The sequence below is a fragment of the Streptomyces sp. NPDC035033 genome (assembly GCF_040636735.1).
Lineage (GTDB): Bacteria > Actinomycetota > Actinomycetes > Streptomycetales > Streptomycetaceae > Streptomyces.
Genome location: NZ_JBEZUZ010000001.1, coordinates 103,080 through 127,923, shown reverse-complemented (window position 1 = coordinate 127,923; position 24,844 = coordinate 103,080). Strand labels below are relative to the sequence as shown.

The window sequence follows — 24,844 nt, the reverse complement described above, 5'->3', positions numbered from 1 at the left end:
CATGACGTGCTGCCTACCGAGAATCGGCTGAGGCGGCGCGAGGACTTCGCAACCGCGGTACGCCGAGGGCGCCGGGCCGGTCGCCCGCTCCTCGTCGTCCACCTGCGTAGCGGTGCCACGGACCCGCACGCGCCTGGGGAGAGCGCTCCCCCGACGCGTGCGGGTTTCGTCGTGAGCAAGGCCGTGGGCGGTGCGGTCGTCCGCAACCGGGTGAAGCGCCGTCTGCGTCACCTCGTCCGCGACCGGCTGTCCGCGCTGCCCCCCGGTAGCCTGGTGGTCGTACGGGCGTTGCCCGGAGCCGGTGACGCCGACCACGCCCACCTGGCCCGAGACCTGGACGCCGCTCTTCAGCGGCTGCTGGGAGGGGGCACGCGATGAAGTACCCGCTCCTCGCCCTCATCAAGCTGTACCAGTGGACGATCAGCCCTCTCCTGGGTGACGTCTGCCGGTACTACCCGTCGTGTTCCCACTACGGATTCACGGCCATAGACCGGCATGGCGCGATCAAGGGCACCGCCCTGACCGCCTGGCGCATCCTGCGGTGCAACCCGTGGTCGCCCGGCGGAGTGGACCATGTCCCCCCGCGGAAGCGTCCGCGCTGGCACGAGATGCTCAGGAACGCGCTGCGCGGCGACAAGGGCGGGATCTCCGCCGAGACGAGCCCGGCCGCAGAGACCTCGCCCAATGCTCAAGGAGCCTGATTAGTGGACACGATTGCCAGTCTGTTCAGCTTCATCACCTGGCCCGTTTCCTGGGTCATCGTCCAGTTCCACAAGCTGTACGGGGCCGTCTTCGGCCCTGACACGGGCTGGGCCTGGGGCCTGTCGATCGTGTCCCTCGTGGTGCTGATCCGTATCGCGCTGATCCCGCTCTTCGTGAAGCAGATCAAGGCGACCCGGAACATGCAGGCGCTCCAGCCGAAGATGAAGGCGATCCAGGAGCGCTACAAGAGCGACAAGCAGCGTCAGTCCGAAGAGATGATGAAGCTGTACAAGGAGACGGGCACCAACCCGCTCTCCTCGTGCCTTCCCATCCTGGCCCAGTCGCCGTTCTTCTTCGCGCTGTACCACGTGCTGTCCAACATCGCGTCGGGCAAGGAGATCGGCGTCCTCAACCAGGACCTGGTCAACAGCGCCCGTGAGGCGCACATCTTCGGCGCCCCCATCGCCTCGAAGTTCATGGACTCCCCCGAGGCCGTCGCGGCCCTCGGCGCCTCGCTGACCGACGTCCGCATCGTCACCGCGGTCATGATCATCCTGATGTCGGCCTCGCAGTTCTTCACCCAGCGCCAGCTGATGATGAAGAACGTCGACCTCACGGTGAAGACCCCGTACATGCAGCAGCAGAAGATGCTCATGTACATCTTCCCGGTGATCTTCGCCGTCATGGGCATCAACTTCCCCGTCGGTGTCCTCGTCTACTGGCTGACCACCAACGTGTGGACCATGGGCCAGCAGATGTACGTGATCAACCAGAACCCGACCCCGGGCAGCAAGGCGCAGGACTCCTACCTCCAGCGCCTGCTGAAGAGCGCCACGCACCACGGTGAGATCCGCAGCCGGCGCCACAGGGCCGTCGTCAAGGCGATCGTCGCCAAGGGCTCCGACCGCAACGAGAACGAGCGCCGCTTCATCGGCGCCCTCGCCAAGGCCGGCTTCGCCGCCCAGGCCGACGGCACCATCGTGAAGAGCGACACCATCGCCGCCGAGACCGAGGGCACCGCCTCCAAGCGTCAGCAGCCCAAGCGCCAGAGCAAGGCCCGGCGCCAGGCCTCCGGCACGCAGGCCAAGGGCGACGAGGCCGCGGGGGAGACCGCCGAGGAGTCCGCGGGCGAGGCCGCCCAGGACACCGCGACGAAGCCCTCCCTGGAGAAGAAGCCCGAGACGCCCGCCAAGGGCGGTGCGCAGGGCGGCCGCAGCCGCGCCAACTCCGGCGGTTCCCGTCAGCGCAAGGGCCAGCAGCGGCCCAAGCACCCGTCCTCCAAGAAGTAAGCGTCCACGTAGCTAGAAGGAGTCCATCCGTGACGGAAGGCACCACCTCCGCCGCCGAGGGTGGCGACACCCTGACCCGCCTGGAGCAGGAGGGTGAGATCGCGGCCGACTACCTTGAGGGCCTGCTCGACATCGCCGACCTCGACGGCGACATCGACATGGACGTCGAGGCGGACCGGGCCGCGGTCTCGATCATCAGCGACTCCGGCAGCCGGGACCTGCAGAAGCTCGTGGGCCGCGACGGCGAGGTGCTGGAGGCGCTCCAGGAGCTGACCCGCCTGGCCGTGCACCGGGAGACCGGCGACCGCAGCCGGCTGATGCTCGACATCGCCGGGTTCCGCGCGCAGAAGCGCACCGAGCTCGCCCAGCTCGGCGCCAAGGCCGCGGACGAGGTGAAGTCCACCGGCCAGCCGGTCAAGCTGGACCCGATGACCCCGTTCGAGCGCAAGGTCGTGCACGACGCGGTCGCCGCCGCCGGTCTGCGCAGCGAGTCCGAGGGCGAGGAGCCGCAGCGCTTCGTCGTCGTCCTCCCTGCCTGACCCCTCCCCTCGCGTCGGCCCCGTCTGTTCGCAGACGGGGCCGATCTTTGTCAGCCTGATAGTTCAGCCACCACAGTGCGCTCGCACGCTACGCGTGCGGTACGGAAGGACGGTTCCCGTGACGGAGGCAGCGGAGCTCCCCGAGGCGCCTGAGCAGGCGCGGAAGGTCTTCGGCGAGTACTTTCCCGAGGCCGTGCGGTACGCGGAGCTGCTCGCGGACGCCGGTGTGAAGCGCGGGCTCATCGGCCCTCGCGAGGTCCCGCGGCTGTGGGAGCGCCACCTGCTGAACTGCGCGGTCCTCTCCGAGGTCGTTCCCGAGGGCGTGACGGTCTGCGACGTCGGCTCCGGCGCCGGCCTGCCCGGCATCCCGCTGGCCCTGGTGCGGCCCGATCTGAAGATCACGCTCCTGGAGCCGCTGCTGCGCCGGATCAACTTCCTCCAGGAGGTCGTGGAGCTGCTCGGCCTCGACCACGTGACCGTCGTGCGCGGCCGTGCCGAGGAGATGCTCGGCAAGCTGCAGCCGGTCCACGTCGTGACCGCCCGCGCCGTGGCTCCCCTGGACCGGCTGGCCGGCTGGGGCGTGCCCCTGCTCCGTCCCTACGGCGAGATGCTGCTGCTGAAGGGCGACACCGCGGAGGAAGAGCTCGACGGGGCGCGCGCCGCGCTCTCCAAGCTGGGCGTTGTGGAGACCTCGGTGCTCCACGTCGGTGAGGGGATCGTCGATCCGATGTCCACGGTGGTGCGGGTCGAGGTCGGCGAGAGCCCCGGCGGGGTGCGGTTCGCGGCCAAGCGGGCCAAGGCCGCCCGGACGAGCAAGACCCGCCGGCGCCGCTGAGCGTCGCATTCGTCCGCTTTCACGGAGTGTCGGACGGTCCCCGCAGGGCCGCAGGGGCATCGTGTTTCACGTGAAACATCGCTCACTGCTCCAGGGGATCATCAGTCGCGGGCGCGCGGCTGCCACCCCCCGGGACCGCCGACCCCGTGTGAAGCCACCCGCGAGGGTTACGGAGTTTTCCACAGAGGTGGATTCACCCACAGATCCACCGACCTCGCTGGTTCAGGACCCCGGGGGCATGGCAGGCTCTTCCCATCGCGAGCTTGATGCCGAGGAGAGTGAATCCTTGCGGTCCGACGCCAACATCGCGGGACCGATGACCGATCCGGTCCCCGGTCCCCGAACCGAATCGGCGGGGGAGGATGTTTCACGTGAAACACTGCCCCCGATGGACGACACCCCCATTGGCCGTGCTGCTCAGCTGGCCGTAGAGGCGCTGGGGCGCGCCGGGGAGGGGCTGCCCCGTCCCGAGCAGACCCGCATCATGGTGGTGGCCAACCAGAAGGGCGGCGTGGGCAAGACGACCACGACCGTCAACCTGGCCGCTTCCCTGGCCCTGCACGGCGCCCGGGTCCTCGTCATCGACCTGGATCCGCAGGGCAACGCCTCCACGGCGCTGGGCATCGACCACCACGCCGACGTCCCCTCCATCTACGACGTCCTCGTCGACAGCCGGCCCCTCTCCGAGGTGGTCCAGCCGGTCCTGGACGTCGAGGGCCTCTTCTGCGCCCCCGCCACGATCGACCTCGCCGGCGCCGAGATCGAGCTGGTGTCGATGGTGGCGCGCGAGAGCCGGCTCCAGCGGGCGATCCAGGCGTACGAGCAGCCGCTGGACTACATCCTCATCGACTGCCCGCCCTCCCTCGGCCTGCTCTCGGTGAACGCCTTGGTGGCGGGCGCCGAGGTGCTGATCCCGATCCAGTGCGAGTACTACGCGCTGGAAGGACTGGGACAGCTCCTGAAGAACGTCGACCTGGTCCGTGGCCACCTCAACCCGACGCTGCACGTCTCGACGATCCTGCTGACCATGTACGACGGCCGGACCCGGCTCGCCTCGCAGGTCGCCGAGGAGGTCCGCAGCCACTTCGGGCAGGAGGTGCTCCGGACCAGCATCCCGCGGTCCGTCCGCATCTCCGAGGCGCCCAGCTACGGCCAGACCGTGATCACGTACGACCCCGGTTCCAGCGGAGCCCTCTCGTACATCGAAGCGGCGCGCGAGATCGCCTTCCGGGGCGTCGCCGTCCATTACGAACCCCAGCACCACGCCCGCGTGGGGCACCAGAACAACCAGCACAGCATGGCGGAGGAACTTCAGTGAGCGACCGACGTAGGGGACTGGGACCGCGGGGGCTCGGCGCGCTGTTCGCCGGTGCCCCCCAGGACCCGCAGGCGCCGGAGGGCGGCGCCGTCTCCACGCTCCCCGGGAGCGGCGCGGCACGCCTGTTCCCCCAGGGCGCGCCGCAGCACGAGACCGCGGTCGCACCGGCCGAGCCCGAGCCGAAGCTGGTCGCCGGGGCCTACTTCACCGAGATCCCGATCGGTGCCATCACCCCCAACCAGCAGCAGCCGCGAAAGGTCTTCGACGAGGACGCCCTCGCCGAACTGGTCACCTCCATCAAGGAAGTCGGTCTCCTCCAGCCGGTGGTCGTCCGCAAGATCGAGGGCGGACGCTACGAGCTGATCATGGGCGAGCGGCGCTGGCGGGCCTCCGACGAGGCCGGTCTGCAGACCATCCCCGCGATCGTCCGGGCCACCGACGACGAGAAGATGCTCCTGGACGCCCTCCTGGAGAACCTGCACCGGGCCCAGCTGAACCCGCTGGAGGAGGCCGCCGCCTACGAGCAGCTGCTCACCGACTTCAGCTGCACCCATGACCAGCTCGCCGACCGGATCGGACGCTCGCGCTCGCAGGTCTCCAACACGCTGCGGCTGCTGCGCCTCTCCGCGGCGGTCCAGCGCCGGGTCGCCGCCGGGGTGCTCTCCGCCGGCCACGCCCGCGCCCTCCTCGGCGTGGAGGACCCGGAGGCCCAGGACCAGCTGGCGCAGCGGATCGTCTCCGAGGGCCTCTCGGTGCGGTCCGTCGAGGAGATCGTGCGGCTCATGAGCTTCGAGGAGCCCGCCGTCACCAAGCCGAAGAAGCCCCGGGCCGGCAGCCGGGTCTCGCCGGTCTTCTCCGACCTGGCCACCCGGCTCTCGGACCGTTTCGAGACCCGGGTGAAGGTCGACCTGGGGCAGCAGAAGGGCAAGATCGTCGTCGAGTTCGCCTCGGTGGAGGACCTCGACCGGATCCTCACGACGATGGCCCCGGGCGAGGACAAGGTCCTCCAGCAGATGCTGAGGGACGAGCAGGAGCGTGAGGAGGACGAGGACGAGGAGTAAGCCTCCCCGTCCCTTCCTCTCCGACAGGACTCCTCACCCGGCAGGACCCCTCCCCGGCAGGACTCCTCCGCGGCGCTCCTGCACAGGGCACAGTGGGCGGGCCGCGTTCCGTACGTCATCGGAACGCGGCCCGCCCTTTGCCTGTGTGCGGTGTCGCCCCGATCGCCCGATCGATACGATCCGAAGAGCCGTATCCGTGCTCGACGGCCGGTCGCCGGCCAGGGAAGCGAGGGGCAGCCGTGGGGCGTCGGCTCGTACCGCTCACACTGGACAATCTTCCGCACCTCCCGAACCGCTGCCGGTCCTGTGTCTTCTGGGAGCTCGATCCGGTGAGCGGGGAGGCCGCCGTGAAGGCGGGCCGCCCGGAGGCGGAGAAGGAGGCGTGGATCTCCGCCGTCCTGCTGGAGTGGGGTTCCTGCGGCCGGGTCGTCTACGTGGACGACGTACCGGTCGGCTACGTGCTCTACGCTCCCCCGGCCTATGTGCCCCGGTCGACGGCCTTCCCCACGAGCCCCGTGGCGGCCGACGCCGTCCAGCTGATGACGGCCTGGCTGATGCCGGAGTACCAGGGGCAGGGGCTGGGCCGGGTGATGGTGCAGACGGTCGCCAAGGACGTCCTGCGCCGGGGCTTCAAGGCCATCGAGGCCTTCGGCGACGCCCGCTGGAAGGAGCCGGCCTGTGTGCTCCCGGCCGACCACCTGCTCGCGGTCGGCTTCAAGACGGTACGCCCGCACCACGCCTTCCCCCGGCTGCGACTGGAGCTGAGGACGACGCTCTCCTGGAAGGAGGACGTCGAGATGGCGCTGGACCGCCTGCTCGGCGCCGTCCAGAAGGAGCCGGCGCTCCGGCCCCTGTGAGCCCGGGAACGGAGACGGCCCGCCCCTTCGTCAGGGGCGGGCCGTTTCACGTGAAACAACGACGGGTCACTTCTCCCCGACGAAGTCCTCCAGGTCGCGCAGGATCGCGGCCTTCGGCTTGGCGCCGACGATGGTCTTCACGACCTCGCCGCCCTGGTACACGTTCAGCGTCGGGATCGACATGACGCCGTACTTGGCGGCCGTCGCCGGGTTCTCGTCGATGTTGAGCTTCACGACCTCGATCTTCTCGCCGTACTCGGTGGCGATGGCCTCCAGCGACGGGGCGATCTGACGGCACGGGCCGCACCAGGCCGCCCAGAAGTCCACCAGAACGGGCTTGCCGCTCTTGAGGACGTCCTCTTCGAAGGAAGCGTCGGTCACGTTCTTCAGGGCGCCGGCCACGGCGGCCTCCTTAACTTCGTGGGGTGTGGGGTGGGGAGCTCGGGTCAGACCGCGGGGGTCTCGGCCAGCTTCTCGTTGTCGGCGAGGGCGGCCAGGAAGCGCTCGGCGTCGAGCGCGGCGGAGCAGCCGGTGCCGGCGGCCGTGATGGCCTGGCGGTAGGTGTGGTCGACGACGTCACCGGCACCGAAGACACCCGTCAGGTTGGTGCGGGTCGACGGGGCGGCGACCTTGAGGTAGCCCTCCTCGTCGAGGTCCAGCTGGCCCTTGAACAGTTCGGTCCGCGGGTCGTGGCCCACGGCGATGAAGAGGCCGGTCACCGGCAGCTCGCGGGTCTCGCCCGTCTTGGTGTCGCGCAGGGTCAGACCGGTGAGCTTCTGGTCGCCGTGGATCTCGGCCACCTCGCTGTCCCAGGCGAACGAGATCTTCGGGTCGGCGAAGGCGCGCTCCTGCATGGCCTTGGAGGCGCGCAGGGTGTCACGGCGGTGGACGATCGTCACCGACTTGGCGAAGCGCGAGAGGAAGGTCGCCTCCTCCATCGCGGTGTCGCCGCCGCCGATGACGGCGATGTCCTGGTCCTTGAAGAAGAAGCCGTCGCAGGTGGCGCACCAGGAGACGCCGCGGCCGGAGAGAGTGTCCTCGTTCGGCAGGCCCAGCTTGCGGTGCTGCGAGCCGGTGGTGACGATGACGGCCTTGGCGCGGTGCACGGTGCCGGCGGTGTCGGTGACGGTCTTGATGTCGCCGGTGAGGTCCACGGCGACGACGTCGTCCGGAACGAGCTCGGCGCCGAAGCGCTCGGCCTGCGCCCGCATGTTGTCCATGAGGTCCGGGCCCATGATGCCGTCACGGAAACCGGGGAAGTTCTCGACCTCGGTGGTGTTCATCAGGGCGCCGCCGGCGGTGACGGCTCCCTCGAAGACCAGCGGGTTCAGCGACGCTCGGGCCGTGTAGAGCGCGGCGGTGTAACCCGCGGGCCCCGAGCCGATGATGATCACGTTACGGACGTCGCTCACGGGTTTCTTCCTCGTCTCTGCAGACTGCCTACTGCCTACGGGGCGGTGTCTCGGTCACTCTCACCCCACCCAACGGATCCTAAGGGGCGAGCATTCCCGAGAGCGCCGCGCGGCGCGTGCGTGAGACGAAGGGTGAGACGGCCCGGTGAGACGGAGGGGTGTTCAGGGCCTCGGGTAGGAGTCGGTCCGGAGCAGTTCGGCCGGGGTGTTCCCGGTGCAGGAGGCGCCGACGACGTAGACCTGGACGCGGCCGCCGTCGGTCCGGTCGGGGAGGACGAGGAGGTACGCGGAGGTCCCCTCGTACTCGCCGCGCTCGGAGGCGAGCACCGCGTCCTGGCGGCCGGTGCCCGCGAGGACGCAGTCGGGGAGGGCGCCGGCGCGGTTCCGCTGCGCGGTGCCCGCGTCCGCGGTTCCCTCGGCCGACAGCGACTCGGGCTTCTCGCCCTTCGGGGCCTCCAGGGAGGGGTCGTTCGCGAGCAGGCTGCGGACACGGTCCTCCACCGGTTCCCCGGAGAAGCGGTCCAGGGGCGCGCTCGCGGCGGTGTCGGCCGTGGTGCCGCGCGACTCCCCGCCGTTCTGGGCGAGCGCGTAGAGGCCGTACGCGCCGAAGGCGGCGACGAGGGTGCCGGCGAGGCCCGTGAGCACGGCGATCCGGCGGCGGTGACGGGTGCGGCCCCGCCCGGGGCCGGTGGCGGCCCGGGGAGCCGGAGGCCGTGCGTCGGCGGAGGCGGGGCGGGACTTCGGCGCCGGGGCGGATGTTTCACGTGAAACGTCGGGTGTGGCGGCGGCCGTGGTTTCACGTGAAACAGGCCGGGTGGAGTCCGGGGCGGTGGCGCTGAGGAGCGCCTCGGCGGCGAGGGCGGCGTCGATCCGGCCGGCGATCTCCGCGGGCATGCGCGGGGGCCCGGGCAGGGTGCCCAGGAGTCCGCGGATCTCCTCCAGGGAGTTCCGGACGTCGGTACAGAGACCGCAGCCGTCGAGGTGCCGGCGGATCGTGGCGGAGCGACTCGGCGAGAGCAGCCCCTCGGTCAGGTCGGAGATCTCCGAGACGTCCGGGTGCTGTGCTGTGTCGGCCTTGTCGGTCGTGGTCACGCGCGCCCACCTCCGCCCTTCACAGCAGCTGGATCAGTCGGTCCGGTTTCCGGCGGCTCCGACACCGGTGGGACGGATGCCCCCGGCGTCCGGTTCCTTCCCCCCTCGGGGGGCTCGTTACCCACGGTGTCGGCGCGCAGATGAGTGAGCATCGGCAGCAGCCGGGCCCGGCCGCGTGCGCAGCGGCTCTTCACGGTGCCGGTGGGAACGCCGAGGATACGGGCCGCCTCCGCGACCGGGTATCCCTGCATGTCGACGAGGACGAGCGCGGCCCGCTGATCGGGGGCGAGGGTGGCGAGCGCGGCGAGCAGCTGCCGGTGCAGGTCCTGGCGCTCGGCGGGCGCCTCCGCGGACTCGTGGGGTTCGAGGAGCTGCTCGAAACGGGCGGTGTCGTCCACGGGCGAGGTCCTGCGGGTGGCGCTCTTCCGGACGCGGTCCAGACACGCGTTCACGGTGATGCGGTGGAGCCAGGTGGTGACGGCCGACTGGCCCCGGAAGGTGTGGGCGGCCCGGAAGGCCGAGAGGAGGGCGTCCTGGACGGCGTCGGCGGCCTCCTCGCGGTCCCCGAGCGTACGGAGCGCCACCGCCCACAGGCGGTCGCGGTGGCGCCGTACGAGCTCACCGAAGGCGTCCGGGTCCCCGGCGACGTGACGGGCCAGGAGTTCCCGGTCGTCTGCGGCGTCTATCGGACGGTCCAACGGTGAGCCCCCTCCCCTGCGGTCGTCAGCCCATGACCTTGATCTCGGTCAGCTTGCCACGGTAATGCCCGTCCGAGGCGGGAAGGTCCGTCAACCAGACCAGGACGTAGCGGGTGGCCACCGGCTTGGCGGGCTTCAGGGTCATCGCCGTACCGGTGTCCGAGACCTGGGTGGTGAAGGCGTCGAGCGAGGACGGCTCCGAGGACGTGCCGGCGGGGGCGGTGCGCAGCTCCACCGAGGTGCGGCCGAGGAAGGAGACGTCGACCGAGGCGACCTCCTGCTCCTTGCCCAGGTCGAGGACGACTCCCACGCCGTCCTTCAGGTTCCCGAACTTCGAGTAGCCCCGGTACTCCATGGTCTGCCAGTAGGTGCCGGGGTCCCCGTCGTACGCCTTCGGGACGTCGGAGCCGTTCTCCCGGCCGTCGTCGCTGAACGGGTCGAAGTCGTACGCGGACGCGATGGCGATCGGCTTCGGCGGTTCGGGCTTCTCGTCGGTCGTGGGCTGGACGACCGGCGCCTCGCGCTTGGTCTCCTCCTGGAGGAGGCGGTCCGCGATCTGCCAGCTGCCCAGGCCCAGGGCGGCGATGAGGAGCGCGCCGACGGCCCACTTGAGGGCCTTGCCGGTGCGGCTCTCCAGCGGGGCCGGCGGGACCGGCACCGGCTGGGTGACGACGGGGCGCGGCTGGGGACGCCCGTACGTGCCCTGCTGGTACGTGGTGCGCTGGTACTCGGCGGGGGCCGGGAACTCCGGCTCCGGCGGCTTGACGCGGGGCATCGCGGAGACGGCCCTGGCGAGCTCGTCCGGCGTGGTGCAGGGCGGCTCCTGGCGGGAGGCGGTGGCCCCGTCGTTGGCGAGGGCGCGCATGGCGATCTCGGAGAGGCCCCGGTGGACGCCGGCGCGGACCTGGTCGGGCGGGAGCAGGCCGACGCCCTTGGGCAGGCCGGAGAGGCCGTAGGCGTCGTTCTCGTACGGCCAGCGCTGGGTGAGCGCCGCGTAGAGGAGGGCGCCGATGGCCTCGGTGTCGGTGCGCTGCGGGCGGTCGGCGGTGATGCCGCGCAGGGCGGCGTTCACGGCGAGGCCGCGGATGCGGTACTGGCCGGTGGAGCTGCGCAGCACGGCGCTCGGGGTGAGCCGCAGGTGCGCCAGTCCCTCGCGGTGCGCGGCGGCCATGGCCTGGGAGACCTGGGCGACGAGCTGGTAGGCGTCGTGGGCCGCCAGCGGGCCGTCCGCGAGGAGCGCGGTCAGCTCGGTGGCGTCCGGGAGCCACTCGTGGACGACGTAGACGAGGTCGTTCTCCTCGACGGCGTCGAGGACCTGGACGAACCGGGGATCACCCAGAAGGGCCGCCGAACGGGCGGCGGCCAGGACGGAGCGGGCACGGGGATGATCGGCCGGCAGCAGGTGCACCCCCACGGCCCGGCGCAGCTTCTCGTCGACGGCGCGCCAGCTGCTGAAGCCGTCCAGACGGGTGACGCACTCCTCCAGCCGGTACCGCCGTGCCAGTTTGTGGCCGCTGTGCAGCTCGGGTGCCGTGATGGGGGACTGTTCGCCGTTCTTCCGCTCGACCGCCTTCTGCTCGGGGGCCCCCATGGGCTCCTTCGCCGCCTTACGCTCTTCCGCCACCCCGTCGGTCGCGGCCGTGTCCGCCTGCGCGGTCAGCGGATCGTCACCGCTGTTGTCGGCCACGTCGACGGCAGCCGTGCTACGTTCCGCCACCGTCGTTCCTGCCTCCCCATCCGTTGCGCCACATCCAACAGCCAAGCCAATTGTGCCCACAGTCGGACGCTATGCACGACACACGGTTCCCCCCGATGGTTGCCCAGGAGGGCGGGATCAGCGTCCGAGACGGCCCCGGACCATGCCCACGAGGGTGTTCAGCTCGGCGATCCGCATGCGCCGCGCGGCGACGAAGAAGACCCCGAGGAGCACCGCGCCGCCGACGACGAGCGCGACCAGCGAGCCGAGCGCGCCCTCGCCGAGCAGCCTCAGCAGACCGAAGCCGACGGCGCCGGCCAGGACCGCGGCCGGCAGGGAGGCCATGCAGAGGCGGGCGTAGGTGCGCAGCACGTGGGCGCCGTCCAGGTCGCCGCCGAGGCGGTTGCGCAGCCGGCGCCAGGCGACGCCGACACCGACGGCGTACGCCAGGCCGTAGGCGGCGGCCATGCCGACGACGGCCCACCGGGCGGGCAGCACGACGTAGCAGAGCGCGGAGACCGCCGCGTTGACGGCGGCGACGATGACCGTGTTGTAGAAGGGGGTGCGGGTGTCCTCGTAGGCGTAGAAGCCGCGGAGGACGACGTACTGCACGGAGTACGGGATCAGGCCGAGGCCGAAGGCCATCAGGATGAAGCCCATGCCCTGGGCGGCCTCGACGCCGCTGGAGGCGTACAGCAGGGTGCACATCGGGACGCCGAGGGCCAGGAAGGCGAAGGAGACCGGGACGATGGCGACGGCGGAGTTCCTGAGTCCCTGGGAGATGTCGTCGCGGACGGCGCCCGGGTCGTCGTCGCTGGCGGCGCGGGAGATCCGGGGCAGCAGGGCGGCCATGACGGAGACCGTGATGATGGCCTGCGGCATGCCCCAGATCAGCTGCGCGTTGGAGTAGGCCAGGAAGCCGGCGCCGTTCTTGCCGGACTCCTCGCCGGCCGCCGTGGCGAGCTGGGTGACGACCAGGACGCCCGCCTGGTTGGCGAGGACGAAGAGGACGGTCCACTTGGCGAGCTTGACGGTCTTGCCGAGCCCGTGGCCCTTCCAGTCGAAGCGGGGACGGAAGCGGAAGCCCGCCTCGCGCAGGTACGGGATCATCGCCAGCGCCTGGACGACGAGGCCCAGCAGGGTGCCGATGCCGAGGAGGCGGATGCCCTCGTCGGGGATGGTCGTCACGCCCATGTGGGACTCGGCGGAGGTGCCGTACACCCAGATGAACAGGCCGAAGGTGACGATCATGACGATGTTGTTGAGGACCGGGGTCCACATCATCGCGCCGAACTTGCCGCGGGCGTTGAGGATCTGCCCCATCACCACGTGCACGCCCATGAAGAAGATCGTGGGCAGGCAGTAGCGGGCGAAGGTCACGGCGACGCTGTTCGCGGCGGCGTCGTCGGCGATGGTGTTCGACATCAGCCGGATCAGCACGGGCGCCGCGAAGACGGCGGCGACCACGATGAGGCCGAGCGCCACCATGACGAGGGTGAGCAGGCGGTTGGCGTACGCCTCGCCGCCGTCCTCGTCGTTCTTCATCGAGCGGACCAGCTGCGGCACGAAGACCGAGTTGAGGCCGCCGCCGACGGTGAGGATATAGATCATCGTCGGCAGGGTGTAGGCGACGGTGAAGGTGTCGCCGAGGAGCGCGGCGCCGAGGGCGCCGGTGATGACGAGGGACCGGACGAAGCCGGTGAGCCGGGAGACCAGGGTGCCGGCGGCCATCACGGCGCTCGACTTGAGCAGCCCGGAGGCGCGGCCGGTCTTCTTCGGCGCGGGGGCGGGCAGCGGGTCGGGCTCGGCGGCCGGGGCGGGCACCTGGCCCTGCTGGTCCCGGTAGAGGTGGGCGAAGGCGTCCGGCTCGGGCCGCTCCTCCTCGCTCGCCCGGGTCACCAGGTCGTCGACGCCGGTGAACTGGACCGTACGGGCGTCGTCGCCGTACGGCAGGTGGCGGGAGGGGCCGTCGGGCTCGGGCGCCGGGGTCTGGGCCCAGACGCGCGGGTCCGGGGCGTGCTGCGGCGCGGCCGGCTGCTGGTAGAGCGCCTGCGGGTCCTGGTACGTGCCCGGCGGGGGCGGCGGGTGCGCGGCGCGGTCGTAGAGCGCCTCGCCCACCGGGTCCTGCGCGGACAGGTCCCGCGCCCGGTACGGGTCGTGGGCGTAGGCGTCCTGGACGTAGGGGTCCTGGGCGTACGGGTTCTCGGGGCCCGGGTTCCCGGGGTACGCGGCCGCGTCCTGCGGCTGCGCGGGGTACGGGTTCTGCGCGTACGGCGACCGGCCCTGTGCGTACGGGTCCTGGTCGTACGCCTGGGGGGCCGGGTCCTGGCCCTGGGCGTGCGGGTTCCGCGGCGGGTGGCCGGGGTGCTGTCCCTGCGGCGGGGGCGGCGGGACCGGCTGCCCGTTCGGCCCTGCGGGGGCCGCGGGCGTACCGCCGGACGGTGCGGCGCCGCCCGCACCCTGGCCGCGCTCAGCGTCGTACGGCGCGTTCATGGTTACCCCACCTCATCGTCCCCGGCCGACCGGCCACGACATCGCTCAACGGTCCACTTTCTCACCCGGGCCCGACGGGTCGCCGCTTTCGGCGCCGGTGTCCGCGTCCAGGTCACTCGGGTGCTCGGCTCCGTCGGCCGTGTCGCCGGGGGGCGCGTCGTCCGGGGAACCGGGCTCCCGGGCGGCGTCCCCGGCGTCCTGGGTGTCGCTCCCGGTCTCCGTCTCCGCGGCGGCCTCCGCCCCGGCCCCGGTCTCCGTCTCGACGTCCGTCTCCGTCTCGGCGGCGCGGGCGGCCAGGCGCTTGCGCTGGGTGTACATGCGGACGCCGGCGAGGACGAGGAGCAGGACGCCGCCGGCGATGACCAGCATCACCGTCGGAGTCATCTCGGAGACCTTCACGGAGAAGGACATCGGGGGGCCGTAGGGCGTGCCGTCCACGGTGTAGAGCTGGGCGACCATCGTCACCTGGCCGTTGGCGTTGGCCGAGGCGGGGAACTTCACCGACTGGCTGTGCCCGGCGCGGACCTGGACGGGCAGGTCCGCCGTGCCCTCGCCGTCGACCTTCAGCCGGGCCTTGTTGGTGGAGCGCAGCTGCAGGACGAGCCCCTCCACGTCCTGGAGCAGCTTGTTCTGCACCGTGACGGGGATGGTGGCGCTGCGGCCCGAGAGGGTCAGGTCGGACTTGTCGACGAGCTGGACGCTCTTGGTGAGGCCCTGGAGGACGTCCCGGACCTCGACGCGGTAGATCGCGGCGTCGCCGGTGCGGCCGCGCCAGGACGTGGACATCTCGCGGTTGATCGCGGTGCCGATCGGGGGCACGACGCGGGTCGCGTCGGACAGGATGACCTTGAAGTCGTCCAGTTCGTCGCGGGTGGTCTTCATGTCGCGGAACGCCTGCACCGGAAGCTCGCCGTCACGGAGCTTCTTCGGGTACCGGGAGGCGCGCGGAACCGTCGTGGAGGCGTCGGGGTCGGGCTTGGCCGCCGCCGCGGCGACCAGGTCGAGCGGCTGGGTCCAGCGGCGGGCGCCGAGCCCGCGCACGGCGGCCGCCATCGCCTGGGCCTGTGCCACGCTCGGCATCCGCTGCGGGGCGACCACGACGCTGCGCTGGTCCTCCGGCTGCTCCAGGGTGATCGCGAGGGTCTGCGCCAGGAACTCCTGGACGGCGAGGGTCGACTTCTCGGCCCGGACCATGTCGCCCTGGAAGGCGGTGGACAGCTCCGCGTCGCTCACCACCGCCGTGGTGCCGCCGCCGAGCGGGCGGGCCGCGGTGGGCGTGTAGGAGAGGTCGTCGTCCTGGATGCTGTCGCTGCGGGCGATCACCTTCCGGGCGCCGGCCGAGGTCGCGACCGCCATGATCGACGGGTCGACGGCGCCTTCGACGGGCCAGGCGAAGTCGGTGGAGGGCTGGACGTGGAGGATCGTCTCGACGGTCCGTCCGGCCAGCTGGGTCGCCGACTGGAGGTGCTGGAGCGAGCCGGGGACGGCCTTGCCCCGGTGGGCCAGGGAGGCGAGGTCGGGGTCGGCGAAGGGCAGCGCGACCACCTTGCGGTCCTGCACCGCCTGCTCCAGCATGCCGAGCCAGCGCTCGGCCAGCTTCCGGTTCGCCTCGGTGCCGGCGGTGTGCCCGGTGCCGTCCTTGACCCGGTAGCCGTTGGCCATGGCGTCGACGGAGGCCAGCAGGTCCGGGTCGATCACCCAGGTGACCGGGAGGTCCTTGCCGAGGGTGACCAGTTCGTCCAGGCGGCCGCCCGGGCGCAGCTCCTCCGCCAGGTCGTCGTCCTGGAAGACGGGGGTCTGCTGGTCGTCCGAGGCAGTGTCGGCCGAGATGTGGGCCGAGGAGACCAGCGGCCAGAGGTAGGTGAGCTGGGTCCGCTTGCCCGTGGGCTCGGGCTGGTACGGCAGGAAGGTCCGCTCGATGCCGAGGACGCGGTCGTACTGCTGGTCCGAGGTCTGCCCGGTGAGGGAGACGCCCAGTTGGTAGACGCCGCCCTCCTCGTCGAGGCCCAGCTTGGAGACGGGCACGGAGATCCGGAAGTCATGGCTGACGCCGGCCTCCAGGCGCTCGATCTCGATCTCGGGGGCGTCCAGCGGCTGCGGATCGCTGTCGGAGCGGAAGCCCTTCCGCCGGGTGACCTGGTCGATCTCGCTGCGGCTGGTCATCCGCGGGCCGACCCGCAGGTTCACCGTGGCGTCGGTGACGGCCCGCTTGCCGCGGTTGGTCAGGGTGCCGGTGACGGTGACGGTGTCCCCCTCGACCGGGGCGCTCGGGGCGAGCGTGTCGATCGACACATCGACGGTCCGCGACCCCGTGCCCTCCTCGGCGGCCCGGGCCGGCGTCGCGGAGGGGTGCTGGAGCAGGCCGGCGAGGAGCGGTGCCCCGACGGCGACGGTGAGGGTGCGCCGCAGCCATCGGCGGGCGGGGGAGGGACCGGTTCCCTGGAAAGCTGCCGCCTCAGCCACGCGTTCGCCCGTCCTCGTCGTTGTCGGTGGTGCCCGTGATGCCAGTGGTTCCGGTTGCTGTGTCCAGGCATGGTAACGAGGCACGGCGGGGCCGAGTGCCGGGGACTCCTCCAGCCGATGACGCGGAAGGAGGCCGTTCTCACAGGAACCCCACAGACGTCCCGCGCCCGGGCGGGAGCGACGGGGACGGGCGGGGCGGGGAGCGTACGGCGGGAGGGCGCCGGAAAACGGGGACGTCGGGGCGGAGCGGTGCACGTACCCTTTTCTGTTGTGCCGAACGCCAACGAAGACACCTCGACCGAACTGAGCCAGGTGCAGCGCCGCGCCGTCAGCGAACTGCTGCGCGTGTCCCCTGTCGCCGACGATCTCGCCCGCCGCTTCCAGGAGGCCGGGTTCCGTCTCGCCCTGGTCGGCGGCTCGGTACGGGACGCCCTGCTCGGCCGGCTCGGCAACGACCTGGACTTCACCACGGACGCCCGCCCCGAGGACGTCCTGAAGATCGTCCGGCCCTGGGCCGACGCGGTCTGGGAGGTCGGGATCGCCTTCGGGACCGTCGGTTCGCAGAAGGACGGGTACCAGATCGAGGTCACGACGTACCGCTCCGAGGCGTACGACCGCACCTCCCGCAAGCCCGAGGTCTCCTACGGCGACTCCATCGACGACGACCTCGTCCGGCGTGACTTCACCGTCAACGCGATGGCCGTGGCACTGCCCGAGAAGGAGTTCATCGACCCGTACGGCGGCCTGGAGGACCTCGCGGCCCGTGTGCTGCGCACCCCGGGCACGCCCGAGGAGTCCTTCTCCGACGACCCGCTGCGCATGATGCGGGCGGCCCGCTTCGCCGCTCAGCTCGACTTCGAGGTCGCTCCCGAGGTCGTCACGGCGATGACCGGGATGGCGGACCGGATCGAGATCGTCTCCGCCGAGCGCGTCCGGGACGAGCTGAACAAGCTGCTGCTCTCCGCGCACCCGCGCAAGGGGCTCGGCCTGCTCGTCGAGACCGGCCTCGCCGCCCACGTCCTTCCCGAGCTGCCCGCGCTGCGGCTGGAGAGCGACGAGCACCACCGGCACAAGGACGTGTACGAGCACTCCCTGACCGTCCTGGAGCAGGCGATCGACCTGGAGGAGGACGGGCCGGACCTGGTGCTGCGGATCGCCGCCCTCCTCCACGACATCGGCAAGCCGCGCACCCGCCGCTTCGAGAAGGACGGCCGCGTCTCCTTCCACCACCACGAGGTGGTGGGCGCCAAGATGACCAAGAAGCGCATGACCGCGCTGAAGTACTCCAACGAGATGATCAAGGACGTCTCGCGCCTCGTGGAGCTGCACCTGCGCTTCCACGGGTACGGGACGGGCGAGTGGACCGACTCGGCCGTGCGCCGTTACGTCCGTGACGCCGGCCCGCTGCTCTCCCGGCTCCACAAGCTGACCCGCTCGGACTGCACCACGCGCAACAAGCGCAAGGCGGCCGCGCTCTCCCGCGCCTACGACGGCCTGGAGGACCGCATCGCCCAGCTCCAGGAGCAGGAGGAGCTGGACTCGATCCGCCCGGACCTCGACGGCAACCAGATCCAGGAGATCCTGGGGATCAAGCCGGGCCCCGCGGTCGGCCAGGCGTACAAGTTCCTGCTGGAGCTGCGTCTGGAGAACGGCCCGATGGAGCACGAGCGGGCCGTGGCCGCGCTCAGGGAGTGGTGGGCCGCGCGCGACTGACGCGCCCCCGTGTTTCACGTGAAACATCGCGGCCGTCGGCGCTCGGCGGTCCGTGTTTCACGTGAAACATCACCCCTCCTCGTTCCCTTCTCCCTCCCTGCCCCGGTCTCCGCGCAGCAGCAGGGCGATGGCCGCGTACCCGGCCGCCACCAGCACGATCAGCAGCGGGGAGCGGCCGTCGGGCGGCAGCATCAGCGCGGCGACCCCGGCCGCCGCGACGAAGGCGACGTTGAACAGCACGTCGTAGAGGGAGAAGACCCGGCCGAGGTAGGCGTCGGCCACGTTCGTCTGCACCACGGTGTCGGTGGCGATCTTCGCGCCCTGGGTGATGAGTCCGAGGACGAAGGCGGCCATGAGGAAGGGTGCCGGCGCGAAGGGCAGGGCGAGGGCCGGGACGAGGACGGCCGCCGCCGCCGAGCACAGGACCATCCAGCCGAAGGGGCCGAACCGGCCCACCGCCCAGGGGGAGAGGAGGGCGGCGGCGAAGAAGCCGGCTCCCGAGGCGGCGACGGCGATCCCCAGCAGCCCCAGTCCCTCGGACTCGGTGGTGCTCCAGGCGTAGCGGCAGAGCATGAGCACGGTCACGAGCAGGGCGCCGTAGCAGAAGCGCATCAGCCCGACCGCGGTGAGCGCCCGCGCGGCCGGCCGGTGCTCGGCGAGGTGGCGCAGTCCGGCGGCGAGCCCCCGGGCGGTGGAGGCGAGCGCGGTGGAGAGCCGGGGCGGCGTCCGGTCCGGGTCGGGGCCGAGCAGCGTACGGGCGATCCGGAGCGAGGCGAGAGCGGCGCACAGATAGAGGACGGCGCCGAAGGCGACCACGGCCGCGTCGGAGCCGTCGGCCAGCAGCCGGACGCCGAAGGCGAGCCCGCCGCCGGTGGTGGCGGCGAGGGTGCCGGCGGTGGGCGAGAGCGAGTTGGCCATGACGAGCCGTTCCTCGTCGACGACCCGGGGCAGGGCGGCGGAGAGTCCCGCGAGGACGAAGCGGTTGACGGCCGTGACGGAGAGGGCGGAGGCGTAGAAGAGCCAGTCCGGGACGGAGGCGAGGACGAGCACGGCGGTGCCGCCGGCGAGCAGGGCGCGGAGCAGGTTCCCGTAGAGGAAGACCTGGCGGCGCTGCCAGCGGTCCAGGAGGACCCCGGCGAAGGGGCCGACGACGGAGTACGGGAGCAGGAGCACGGCCATGGCGGAGGCGATGGCCGCGGGGGAGGTCTGCTTCTCGGGGGAGAAGACGACGTACGTGGCCAGGGCGACCTGATAGACCCCGTCGGCGCACTGGGAGAGCAGCCGGACGGCGAGCAGGCGCCGGAAGTCGCGCAGGCGCAGCAGTACGCGCAGATCACGTACGACGGACATGGCAGCAAGACTCACATACGGCGAGGGTCCCCGGGCAGTGCCGCGGGGACCCTCGTCAGGTGGAACGAATCGGACCCGGTGGGGTCAGCGCTCGACCTCGCCCTTGATGAACTTCTCGACGTTGGCGCGGGCCTCGTCGTCGAAGTACTGCACCGGCGGGGACTTCATGAAGTAGGAGGACGCGGAGAGGATCGGGCCGCCGATGCCCCGGTCCTTGGCGATCTTCGCGGCGCGCAGGGCGTCGATGATGACGCCCGCGGAGTTCGGGGAGTCCCAGACCTCGAGCTTGTACTCCAGGTTCAGCGGGACGTCACCGAAGGCGCGGCCCTCGAGGCGGACGTAGGCCCACTTGCGGTCGTCGAGCCACGCGACGTAGTCGGACGGGCCGATGTGGACGTTCTTCTCGCCGAGGTCCCGGTCGGGGATCTGGGAGGTGACGGCCTGCGTCTTGGAGATCTTCTTGGACTCCAGGCGCTCGCGCTCGAGCATGTTCTTGAAGTCCATGTTGCCGCCGACGTTCAGCTGCATCGTGCGGTCGAGGATGACACCGCGGTCCTCGAAGAGCTTGGCCATCACGCGGTGCGTGATGGTCGCGCCGACCTGGGACTTGATGTCGTCGCCGACGATCGGGACACCGGCCTCGGTGAACTTGTCCGCCCACTCCTTGGTGCCGGCGATGAAGACCGGGAGGGCGTTGACGAAGGCGACCTTGGCGTCGATGGCGCACTGGGCGTAGAACTTCGCCGCGTCCTCGGAGCCGACGGGCAGGTAGCAGACGAGAACGTCGACCTGCTTGTCCTTGAGGACCTGGACGACGTCCACCGGGGCCTCGGCGGACTCCTCGATGGTCTCGCGGTAGTACTTGCCGAGGCCGTCGAGGGTGTGGCCGCGCTGGACGGTGACGCCGGAGGCGGGCACGTCGCAGATCTTGATGGTGTTGTTCTCGCTGGCGCCGATGGCGTCCGCGAGGTCGAGGCCGACCTTCTTCGCGTCGACGTCGAAGGCGGCCACGAACTCCACGTCACGGACGTGGTAGTCGCCGAACTGGACGTGCATCAGGCCGGGCACCTTGGACGCCGGGTCGGCGTCCTTGTAGTACTCGACGCCCTGCACCAGCGACGCGGCGCAGTTGCCCACGCCGACGATGGCTACGCGAACCGAACCCATTCCGGTTGCTCCCTGTGTGATCGTGGAAGCCCTGCTGGCGCAGGGTTTCACTTGGCGGTGTCGTCGGACGGATCCGGCCGGGTACTGCCCCCGTGCCGGGGCAGGCCGCCCGTCTCTCCAGAATCGTTGTCGTGCGGAGCGTCGGTGCCGGGCCGCTGGTCGCGTCCCGCCCGTTCGCTCTCGATGAGCTCGTTCAGCCAGCGCACTTCGCGCTCCACGGACTCCATTCCGTGGCGCTGGAGCTCAAGCGTGTAGTCGTCGAGTCGCTCGCGCGTCCGGGCCAGCGAGGCGCGCATCTTCTCCAGGCGCTCCTCCAGCCGGCTGCGGCGGCCTTCGAGGACCCGCATCCGCACCTCGCGCTCGGTCTGGCCGAAGAACGCGAAGCGGGCGGCGAAGTGCTCGTCCTCCCAGGCGTCGGGGCCGGTGTGGGAGAGGAGCTCCTCGAAGTGCTCCTTGCCCTCCGGGGTCAACCGGTAGACGATCTTGGCCCGTCGCCCCGCGAGTGACGAGGCGAGCGCCTCCTCGGGCGCGCTGCCCGGTTCCTCGATCAACCAGCCGTTGGCGACCAGCGTCTTGAGGCAGGGGTAGAGCGTCCCGTAGCTGAACGCCCGGAAGATGCCGAGCGAGGTGTTGAGGCGCTTGCGCAGCTCGTAGCCGTGCATGGGGGCTTCGCGCAGCAGACCGAGCACGGCGAACTCGAGGATGCCGGAGCGTCTGCTCATCCGTCGCCTCCTCCGTCCCGGGTCCTGTGCTCGGAAACCTTGTGCCGAAACCTCGCGCCGATGCTTATGCCGCGCTGATGTATCGACTCGATACATCACGACGATAGAACGGCCCGAGAGGTCGGACAAGTGGGGGTGCCGTGACCGGCGTCACATCGTCAATTCACAGCGTGCGACTTGCCTGATTTGGGGTGAACTCCGGCGCAAGAGGGGTTTTGGCCGTGCGTAGTCTGTGCGGCATGCACACCACCGGGAACCAGGAGCCGCGCTGGGGCGTCAGTGCAGCGGGTGACCGGCTGCGGTACGAAAGGGGCCTCCGATGGGCTCCGGTCGTACGCATTTCGGGGGGACCGGAACTCAACTGCCGCTTCCAGGCGTACACGCCTGCCCGAGGAGTAGTCGTTCGATGAGCGAGCATCGTCGCAGGATGCCGTCGCAGGAGCCGCCGACGGGCGGCCGCGCGGCGGCACGACGCGCCGCCCAGCAGCCGACGGGCCGCAGGTCGGCCCCGGCCCATGACCCCGGTACGGGGACGCCTCCGTACGGATCGCCGACCCCCTACGGGTCCTCCGGTTCGTACGGTTCGTCCGATCCGTACGGGTCCTCGTCCTCCCACGGGGAGGAGGCGCGCCCGTACGGCGGACGCGCGGAGGCCCGCCGCGCCGCCCAGCGCGGCGGTCGCCGGCGCGCGCCCGCGGGCGGTCCCGGCGGGCCGAGCGGCCCCGGCGGCGGTGGCCGCCGCGGTGGCGGCGGTGGCGGCGGACGCGGCGGCGGTCCGGGCGGACGTCCGCCGGGCAAGAAGCGGCTGATCGACTACCCGCGCCACGACAAGGACGGCTGGCGTCGCTGGATGCCGTCCTGGAAGCTCGTCACGGGCACGTTCCTCTTCTTCTTCGCCCTGCTCATGGGTGGTTCCGTCTTCGCGTACATGAAGGTGGGCATCCCCCAGGTGGACGCGACGGCGACCTCGCAGAACAACATCTACTACTGGGCCGACGGCAGCCGCATGGTCGCCACCGGCGCAGGCCAGAACCGCCAGATCATCGGCCTCGAGCAGATCCCGAAGGTCATGCAGGAGGCCGTGGTCTCGGCCGAGAACAAGACCTTCTGGGACGACTGGGGCGTCGACCCGATGGGCATCGGCCGCGCCGTGTGGAACATGGCGAAGGGCGGCGAGACCCAGGGCGGCTCGACCATCACCCAGCAGTACGTGAAGAACGGCCTGCTCAACGACCAGTCGCAGACGCTCTCCCGGAAGGTGAAGGAACTCTTCATCTCCATCAAGGTCGGCAACGAGCTCGACAAGCGCGACATCATGGCCGGCTACCTCAACACCGCGTACTACGGGCGCGGTGCCTACGGCATCCAGGCCGCCGCCCGCGCGTACTTCAACAAGGACGCCAAGCACCTCAACGCCTCCGAGTCGGCGGTGCTCGCCTCCGTGCTCAAGGGCGCCACGTACTTCGACCCGGCCGGCTACCCCGAGGTCGACCCCGAGGCCACCCCCCAGAAGAACCTGGACCGGCTCACCAAGCGCTGGTCCTGGATCCTCGACGAGATGGTCAAGGACGGGAAGATCCCGGCGGAGGAGCGGGCGAAGTACACGGCCCTGCCGAAGATCCAGAAGCCGAAGCAGGACGCCCAGCTGAGCGGCCAGATCGGTTACCTGGTCGCCACCGCGAAGGCCAACTTCCGCAGCAAGTACGACATCAGCGCCGAGGCCCTGGATCTGGGCGGTTACGAGATCCACACCACCTTCGACAAGAAGAAGGTGAAGGCCATGGAGGACTCGGTCAAGAAGATCTACGACGAGTACATCGACGAGAAGAAGCGTCCCGAGGACGACACCAACGTCGAGTTCGGCGGCGCCTCCGTCGACGTCAAGACCGGCGCCCTCGTCGCGATCTACGGCGGCCAGGACGCGACCAAGCACTACACCAACAACGCCGACACCACCGGCGCCCAGGTCGGTTCGACGTTCAAGCCCTTCGTGCTCGCCGCCGCGATGAAGGACGGCGTCCGCGACCCGGAGGGCCCCCCGGACCAGGGCCCCTCCACGCGCACCCTCGTCGACCCCGACAAGAGCCGCTACAACGGCAAGGACGACCTCAAGGTCCGCACCTACAAGGGCGAGATCTGGCACAACGAGAAGGGGGAGGAGTGGGAGCAGAACAACGAGGGCGACCAGAGCTACGGCAACATCAGCCTGCGCCGGGCGATGATCGTCTCCGCCAACTCCCCCTTCGTGCAGCTGGGCATGGACGTCGGCATCGACAAGGTGCGTGAGGCGGCCGTCACCGCCGGCCTGCGCCCCGACTCCCTGGTGAAGGGCGAGGTCCCGTCGTTCTCGCTCGGCATCTCCAGCCCGAGCGCGATCCGCATGGCCGGCTCCTACGCCACCTTCGCCAACCAGGGCGTTCGCAACGAACCGTTCTCGGTGACCAAGGTGCTCAAGAACGGCCGGGTCATCTACAAGCACGATGCCCAGGGCCAGCAGGCCTTCTCCACGGCCATCTCCTCCAACATCACCGACGTGCTCCGCAGCGTCGTCGAGGACGAGGACGGCACCGGCAACAACGCCGCCATCCCGGGACGCCACGTGGCCGGCAAGACCGGTACCACCGACGACAACATGTCGGCCTGGTTCGTCGGCTACACCCCGCAGCTCTCGACGGCGATCGACATGTACCGCTTCGACGACGACGAGACGAAGAAGAACCGCAAGTTCCAGGAGATGTATGGAACGGGTGGCCAGGACTCGATCCACGGCTCGTCCTTCCCGTCCCAGATCTGGAACGACTACATGACGGACGCGGTCGCCGGCATGCCGGTCGAGGAGTTCCCCGAGCCGGAGAAGCTGCCGGACGCCCGCGCGGTCTACGGCGGCGGCGCCACGCCCAAGCCGACGGCCACCCCGACCCCGACCGAGACGGCGACGCCGACCGAGACGGCCACCACCGCTCCGACGACGACCCCCCCGGCGACGCCCACCGACCCGGGCCGTCCGACCACCGACAAGCCCAAGCCCGGCAAGACCACCTGTGGGGTCTTCGACTGGAACTGCGACCCCGGCTCGGGCGGTGGCGACTCGGGCGGCAACGACGGCGGTCCCACCGGCCCGACACCGACGGACAGCACGTCACCGACGACGACGCCCCCGGCGACGGAGACCGGCGGCAACGGGAACGGCGGCGACGGCAACGGCGGCGGCTCGAACGGCGGCGGAGGCGGCGGAGAGCCGACCGAAGACTCCAGCGGCAGCATCTTCGGCTGACGCCGCCGGCACCCCGGCGAGGCGAGGGCCGTCGCGGCCGCTCCGTACGACACGTACGGAGCGGGCCGCGGCGGCCCTTCGTGTTTCACGTGAAACAACGGGCCCGGCAGCGGTTTTCCGTCCTGGCCACGGCCGGATTCCCAGGTCCGTACGGCAGGATGTC

The 24,844-nt window shown here is 70.9% G+C and carries 20 protein-coding genes; 10 read left to right on the top strand and 10 right to left on the bottom strand.

Annotation, left to right across the window (positions count from 1 at the left end):
- The first annotated feature begins 6 nt into the window (after nt 1–6).
- The 8 genes from rnpA to AB0E83_RS00560 all read left to right on the top strand — a co-directional run bounded on the left by rnpA (nt 7) and on the right by AB0E83_RS00560 (nt 6,601).
- Nucleotides 7–378, top strand: a complete 372-nt coding sequence (rnpA, locus tag AB0E83_RS00595) for a ribonuclease P protein component (RefSeq protein ID WP_362103952.1) — start codon at nt 7–9, stop codon at nt 376–378.
- Nucleotides 375–701: a membrane protein insertion efficiency factor YidD gene (yidD, locus tag AB0E83_RS00590; RefSeq protein WP_282695017.1), complete on the top strand. Its 327-nt coding sequence runs from the start codon at nt 375–377 to the stop codon at nt 699–701. The genes rnpA and yidD overlap by 4 nt, the downstream gene beginning before the upstream one ends.
- Nucleotides 702–704: 3 nt before the next feature.
- Nucleotides 705–1,991 (top strand): membrane protein insertase YidC, encoded by a 1,287-nt coding sequence (gene yidC, locus AB0E83_RS00585; protein WP_362103950.1) that lies wholly within the window; start codon nt 705–707, stop codon nt 1,989–1,991.
- A gap of 29 nt (nt 1,992–2,020) precedes the next feature.
- On the top strand, nt 2,021–2,530 hold the full coding sequence (locus tag AB0E83_RS00580) for a R3H domain-containing nucleic acid-binding protein (RefSeq protein WP_282695015.1): 510 nt from the start codon (nt 2,021–2,023) through the stop codon (nt 2,528–2,530).
- Nucleotides 2,531–2,648: 118 nt separating this feature from the next.
- Nucleotides 2,649–3,365 (top strand): 16S rRNA (guanine(527)-N(7))-methyltransferase RsmG, encoded by a 717-nt coding sequence (gene rsmG / locus AB0E83_RS00575; protein ID WP_362103948.1) that lies wholly within the window; start codon nt 2,649–2,651, stop codon nt 3,363–3,365.
- A gap of 238 nt (nt 3,366–3,603) precedes the next feature.
- Nucleotides 3,604–4,683, top strand: coding sequence for an AAA family ATPase (locus tag AB0E83_RS00570; RefSeq protein ID WP_362103946.1), 1,080 nt, complete (start codon nt 3,604–3,606; stop codon nt 4,681–4,683).
- Nucleotides 4,680–5,744 carry a ParB/RepB/Spo0J family partition protein gene (locus tag AB0E83_RS00565; protein ID WP_362103944.1) on the top strand — a complete coding sequence of 355 codons (1,065 nt, stop codon included), beginning with the start codon at nt 4,680–4,682 and terminating at the stop codon, nt 5,742–5,744. Before AB0E83_RS00570 ends, AB0E83_RS00565 begins: the two co-directional genes overlap by 4 nt.
- Before the next feature lie 239 nt (nt 5,745–5,983).
- Nucleotides 5,984–6,601 carry a GNAT family N-acetyltransferase gene (locus tag AB0E83_RS00560; protein WP_362103943.1) on the top strand — a complete coding sequence of 206 codons (618 nt, stop codon included), beginning with the start codon at nt 5,984–5,986 and terminating at the stop codon, nt 6,599–6,601.
- Nucleotides 6,602–6,667: 66 nt separating this feature from the next.
- On the opposite strand, the gene trxA is transcribed toward AB0E83_RS00560, so the two are convergent.
- The 7 genes from trxA to AB0E83_RS00525 all read right to left on the bottom strand — a co-directional run bounded on the left by trxA (nt 6,668) and on the right by AB0E83_RS00525 (nt 16,455).
- Nucleotides 6,668–7,003: a thioredoxin gene (gene trxA / locus AB0E83_RS00555; RefSeq protein ID WP_362103941.1), complete on the bottom strand. Its 336-nt coding sequence runs from the start codon at nt 7,001–7,003 to the stop codon at nt 6,668–6,670.
- A 44-nt stretch (nt 7,004–7,047) separates the two neighbouring features.
- On the bottom strand, nt 7,048–8,013 hold the full coding sequence (gene trxB / locus AB0E83_RS00550) for a thioredoxin-disulfide reductase (RefSeq protein ID WP_362103939.1): 966 nt from the start codon (nt 8,011–8,013) through the stop codon (nt 7,048–7,050).
- A gap of 162 nt (nt 8,014–8,175) precedes the next feature.
- Complete coding sequence (locus tag AB0E83_RS00545) at nt 8,176–9,105, bottom strand: hypothetical protein (protein WP_362103938.1); 930 nt, start codon at nt 9,103–9,105, stop codon at nt 8,176–8,178.
- Nucleotides 9,102–9,803: an RNA polymerase sigma factor SigM gene (sigM, locus tag AB0E83_RS00540; protein ID WP_362103936.1), complete on the bottom strand. Its 702-nt coding sequence runs from the start codon at nt 9,801–9,803 to the stop codon at nt 9,102–9,104. Before sigM ends, AB0E83_RS00545 begins: the two co-directional genes overlap by 4 nt.
- 25 nt (nt 9,804–9,828) lie before the next feature.
- On the bottom strand, nt 9,829–11,520 hold the full coding sequence (locus AB0E83_RS00535; protein ID WP_362103934.1) for a protein kinase family protein: 1,692 nt from the start codon (nt 11,518–11,520) through the stop codon (nt 9,829–9,831).
- 117 nt (nt 11,521–11,637) lie between these two features.
- Nucleotides 11,638–13,992 carry a murein biosynthesis integral membrane protein MurJ gene (gene murJ, locus AB0E83_RS00530; RefSeq protein ID WP_362103932.1) on the bottom strand — a complete coding sequence of 785 codons (2,355 nt, stop codon included), beginning with the start codon at nt 13,990–13,992 and terminating at the stop codon, nt 11,638–11,640.
- Between the two features lie 45 nt (nt 13,993–14,037).
- Nucleotides 14,038–16,455, bottom strand: a complete 2,418-nt coding sequence (locus AB0E83_RS00525) for a DUF6049 family protein (protein WP_362103930.1) — start codon at nt 16,453–16,455, stop codon at nt 14,038–14,040.
- A 270-nt stretch (nt 16,456–16,725) separates the two neighbouring features.
- Between AB0E83_RS00525 and AB0E83_RS00520 the strand changes: the two genes are divergently transcribed.
- A complete protein-coding gene (locus AB0E83_RS00520; protein WP_362103928.1) occupies nt 16,726–18,168 on the top strand; it encodes a CCA tRNA nucleotidyltransferase in 1,443 nt (480 codons plus the stop codon).
- A 69-nt stretch (nt 18,169–18,237) separates the two neighbouring features.
- Here the strand turns inward: AB0E83_RS00520 and AB0E83_RS00515 are convergent, their stop codons facing one another.
- From AB0E83_RS00515 to AB0E83_RS00505, 3 genes are all read right to left on the bottom strand, one after another.
- Complete coding sequence (locus AB0E83_RS00515) at nt 18,238–19,518, bottom strand: MFS transporter (RefSeq protein WP_362103926.1); 1,281 nt, start codon at nt 19,516–19,518, stop codon at nt 18,238–18,240.
- A gap of 84 nt (nt 19,519–19,602) precedes the next feature.
- Nucleotides 19,603–20,685: an inositol-3-phosphate synthase gene (locus AB0E83_RS00510; protein WP_282695001.1), complete on the bottom strand. Its 1,083-nt coding sequence runs from the start codon at nt 20,683–20,685 to the stop codon at nt 19,603–19,605.
- Nucleotides 20,686–20,732: 47 nt separating this feature from the next.
- Nucleotides 20,733–21,407, bottom strand: a complete 675-nt coding sequence (locus AB0E83_RS00505) for a helix-turn-helix transcriptional regulator (RefSeq protein WP_362103924.1) — start codon at nt 21,405–21,407, stop codon at nt 20,733–20,735.
- A gap of 406 nt (nt 21,408–21,813) precedes the next feature.
- On the opposite strand from AB0E83_RS00505, the gene AB0E83_RS00500 reads away from it, so the two are divergent.
- On the top strand, nt 21,814–24,681 hold the full coding sequence (locus AB0E83_RS00500) for a transglycosylase domain-containing protein (protein ID WP_362103922.1): 2,868 nt from the start codon (nt 21,814–21,816) through the stop codon (nt 24,679–24,681).
- Nucleotides 24,682–24,844: the final 163 nt, after the last annotated feature.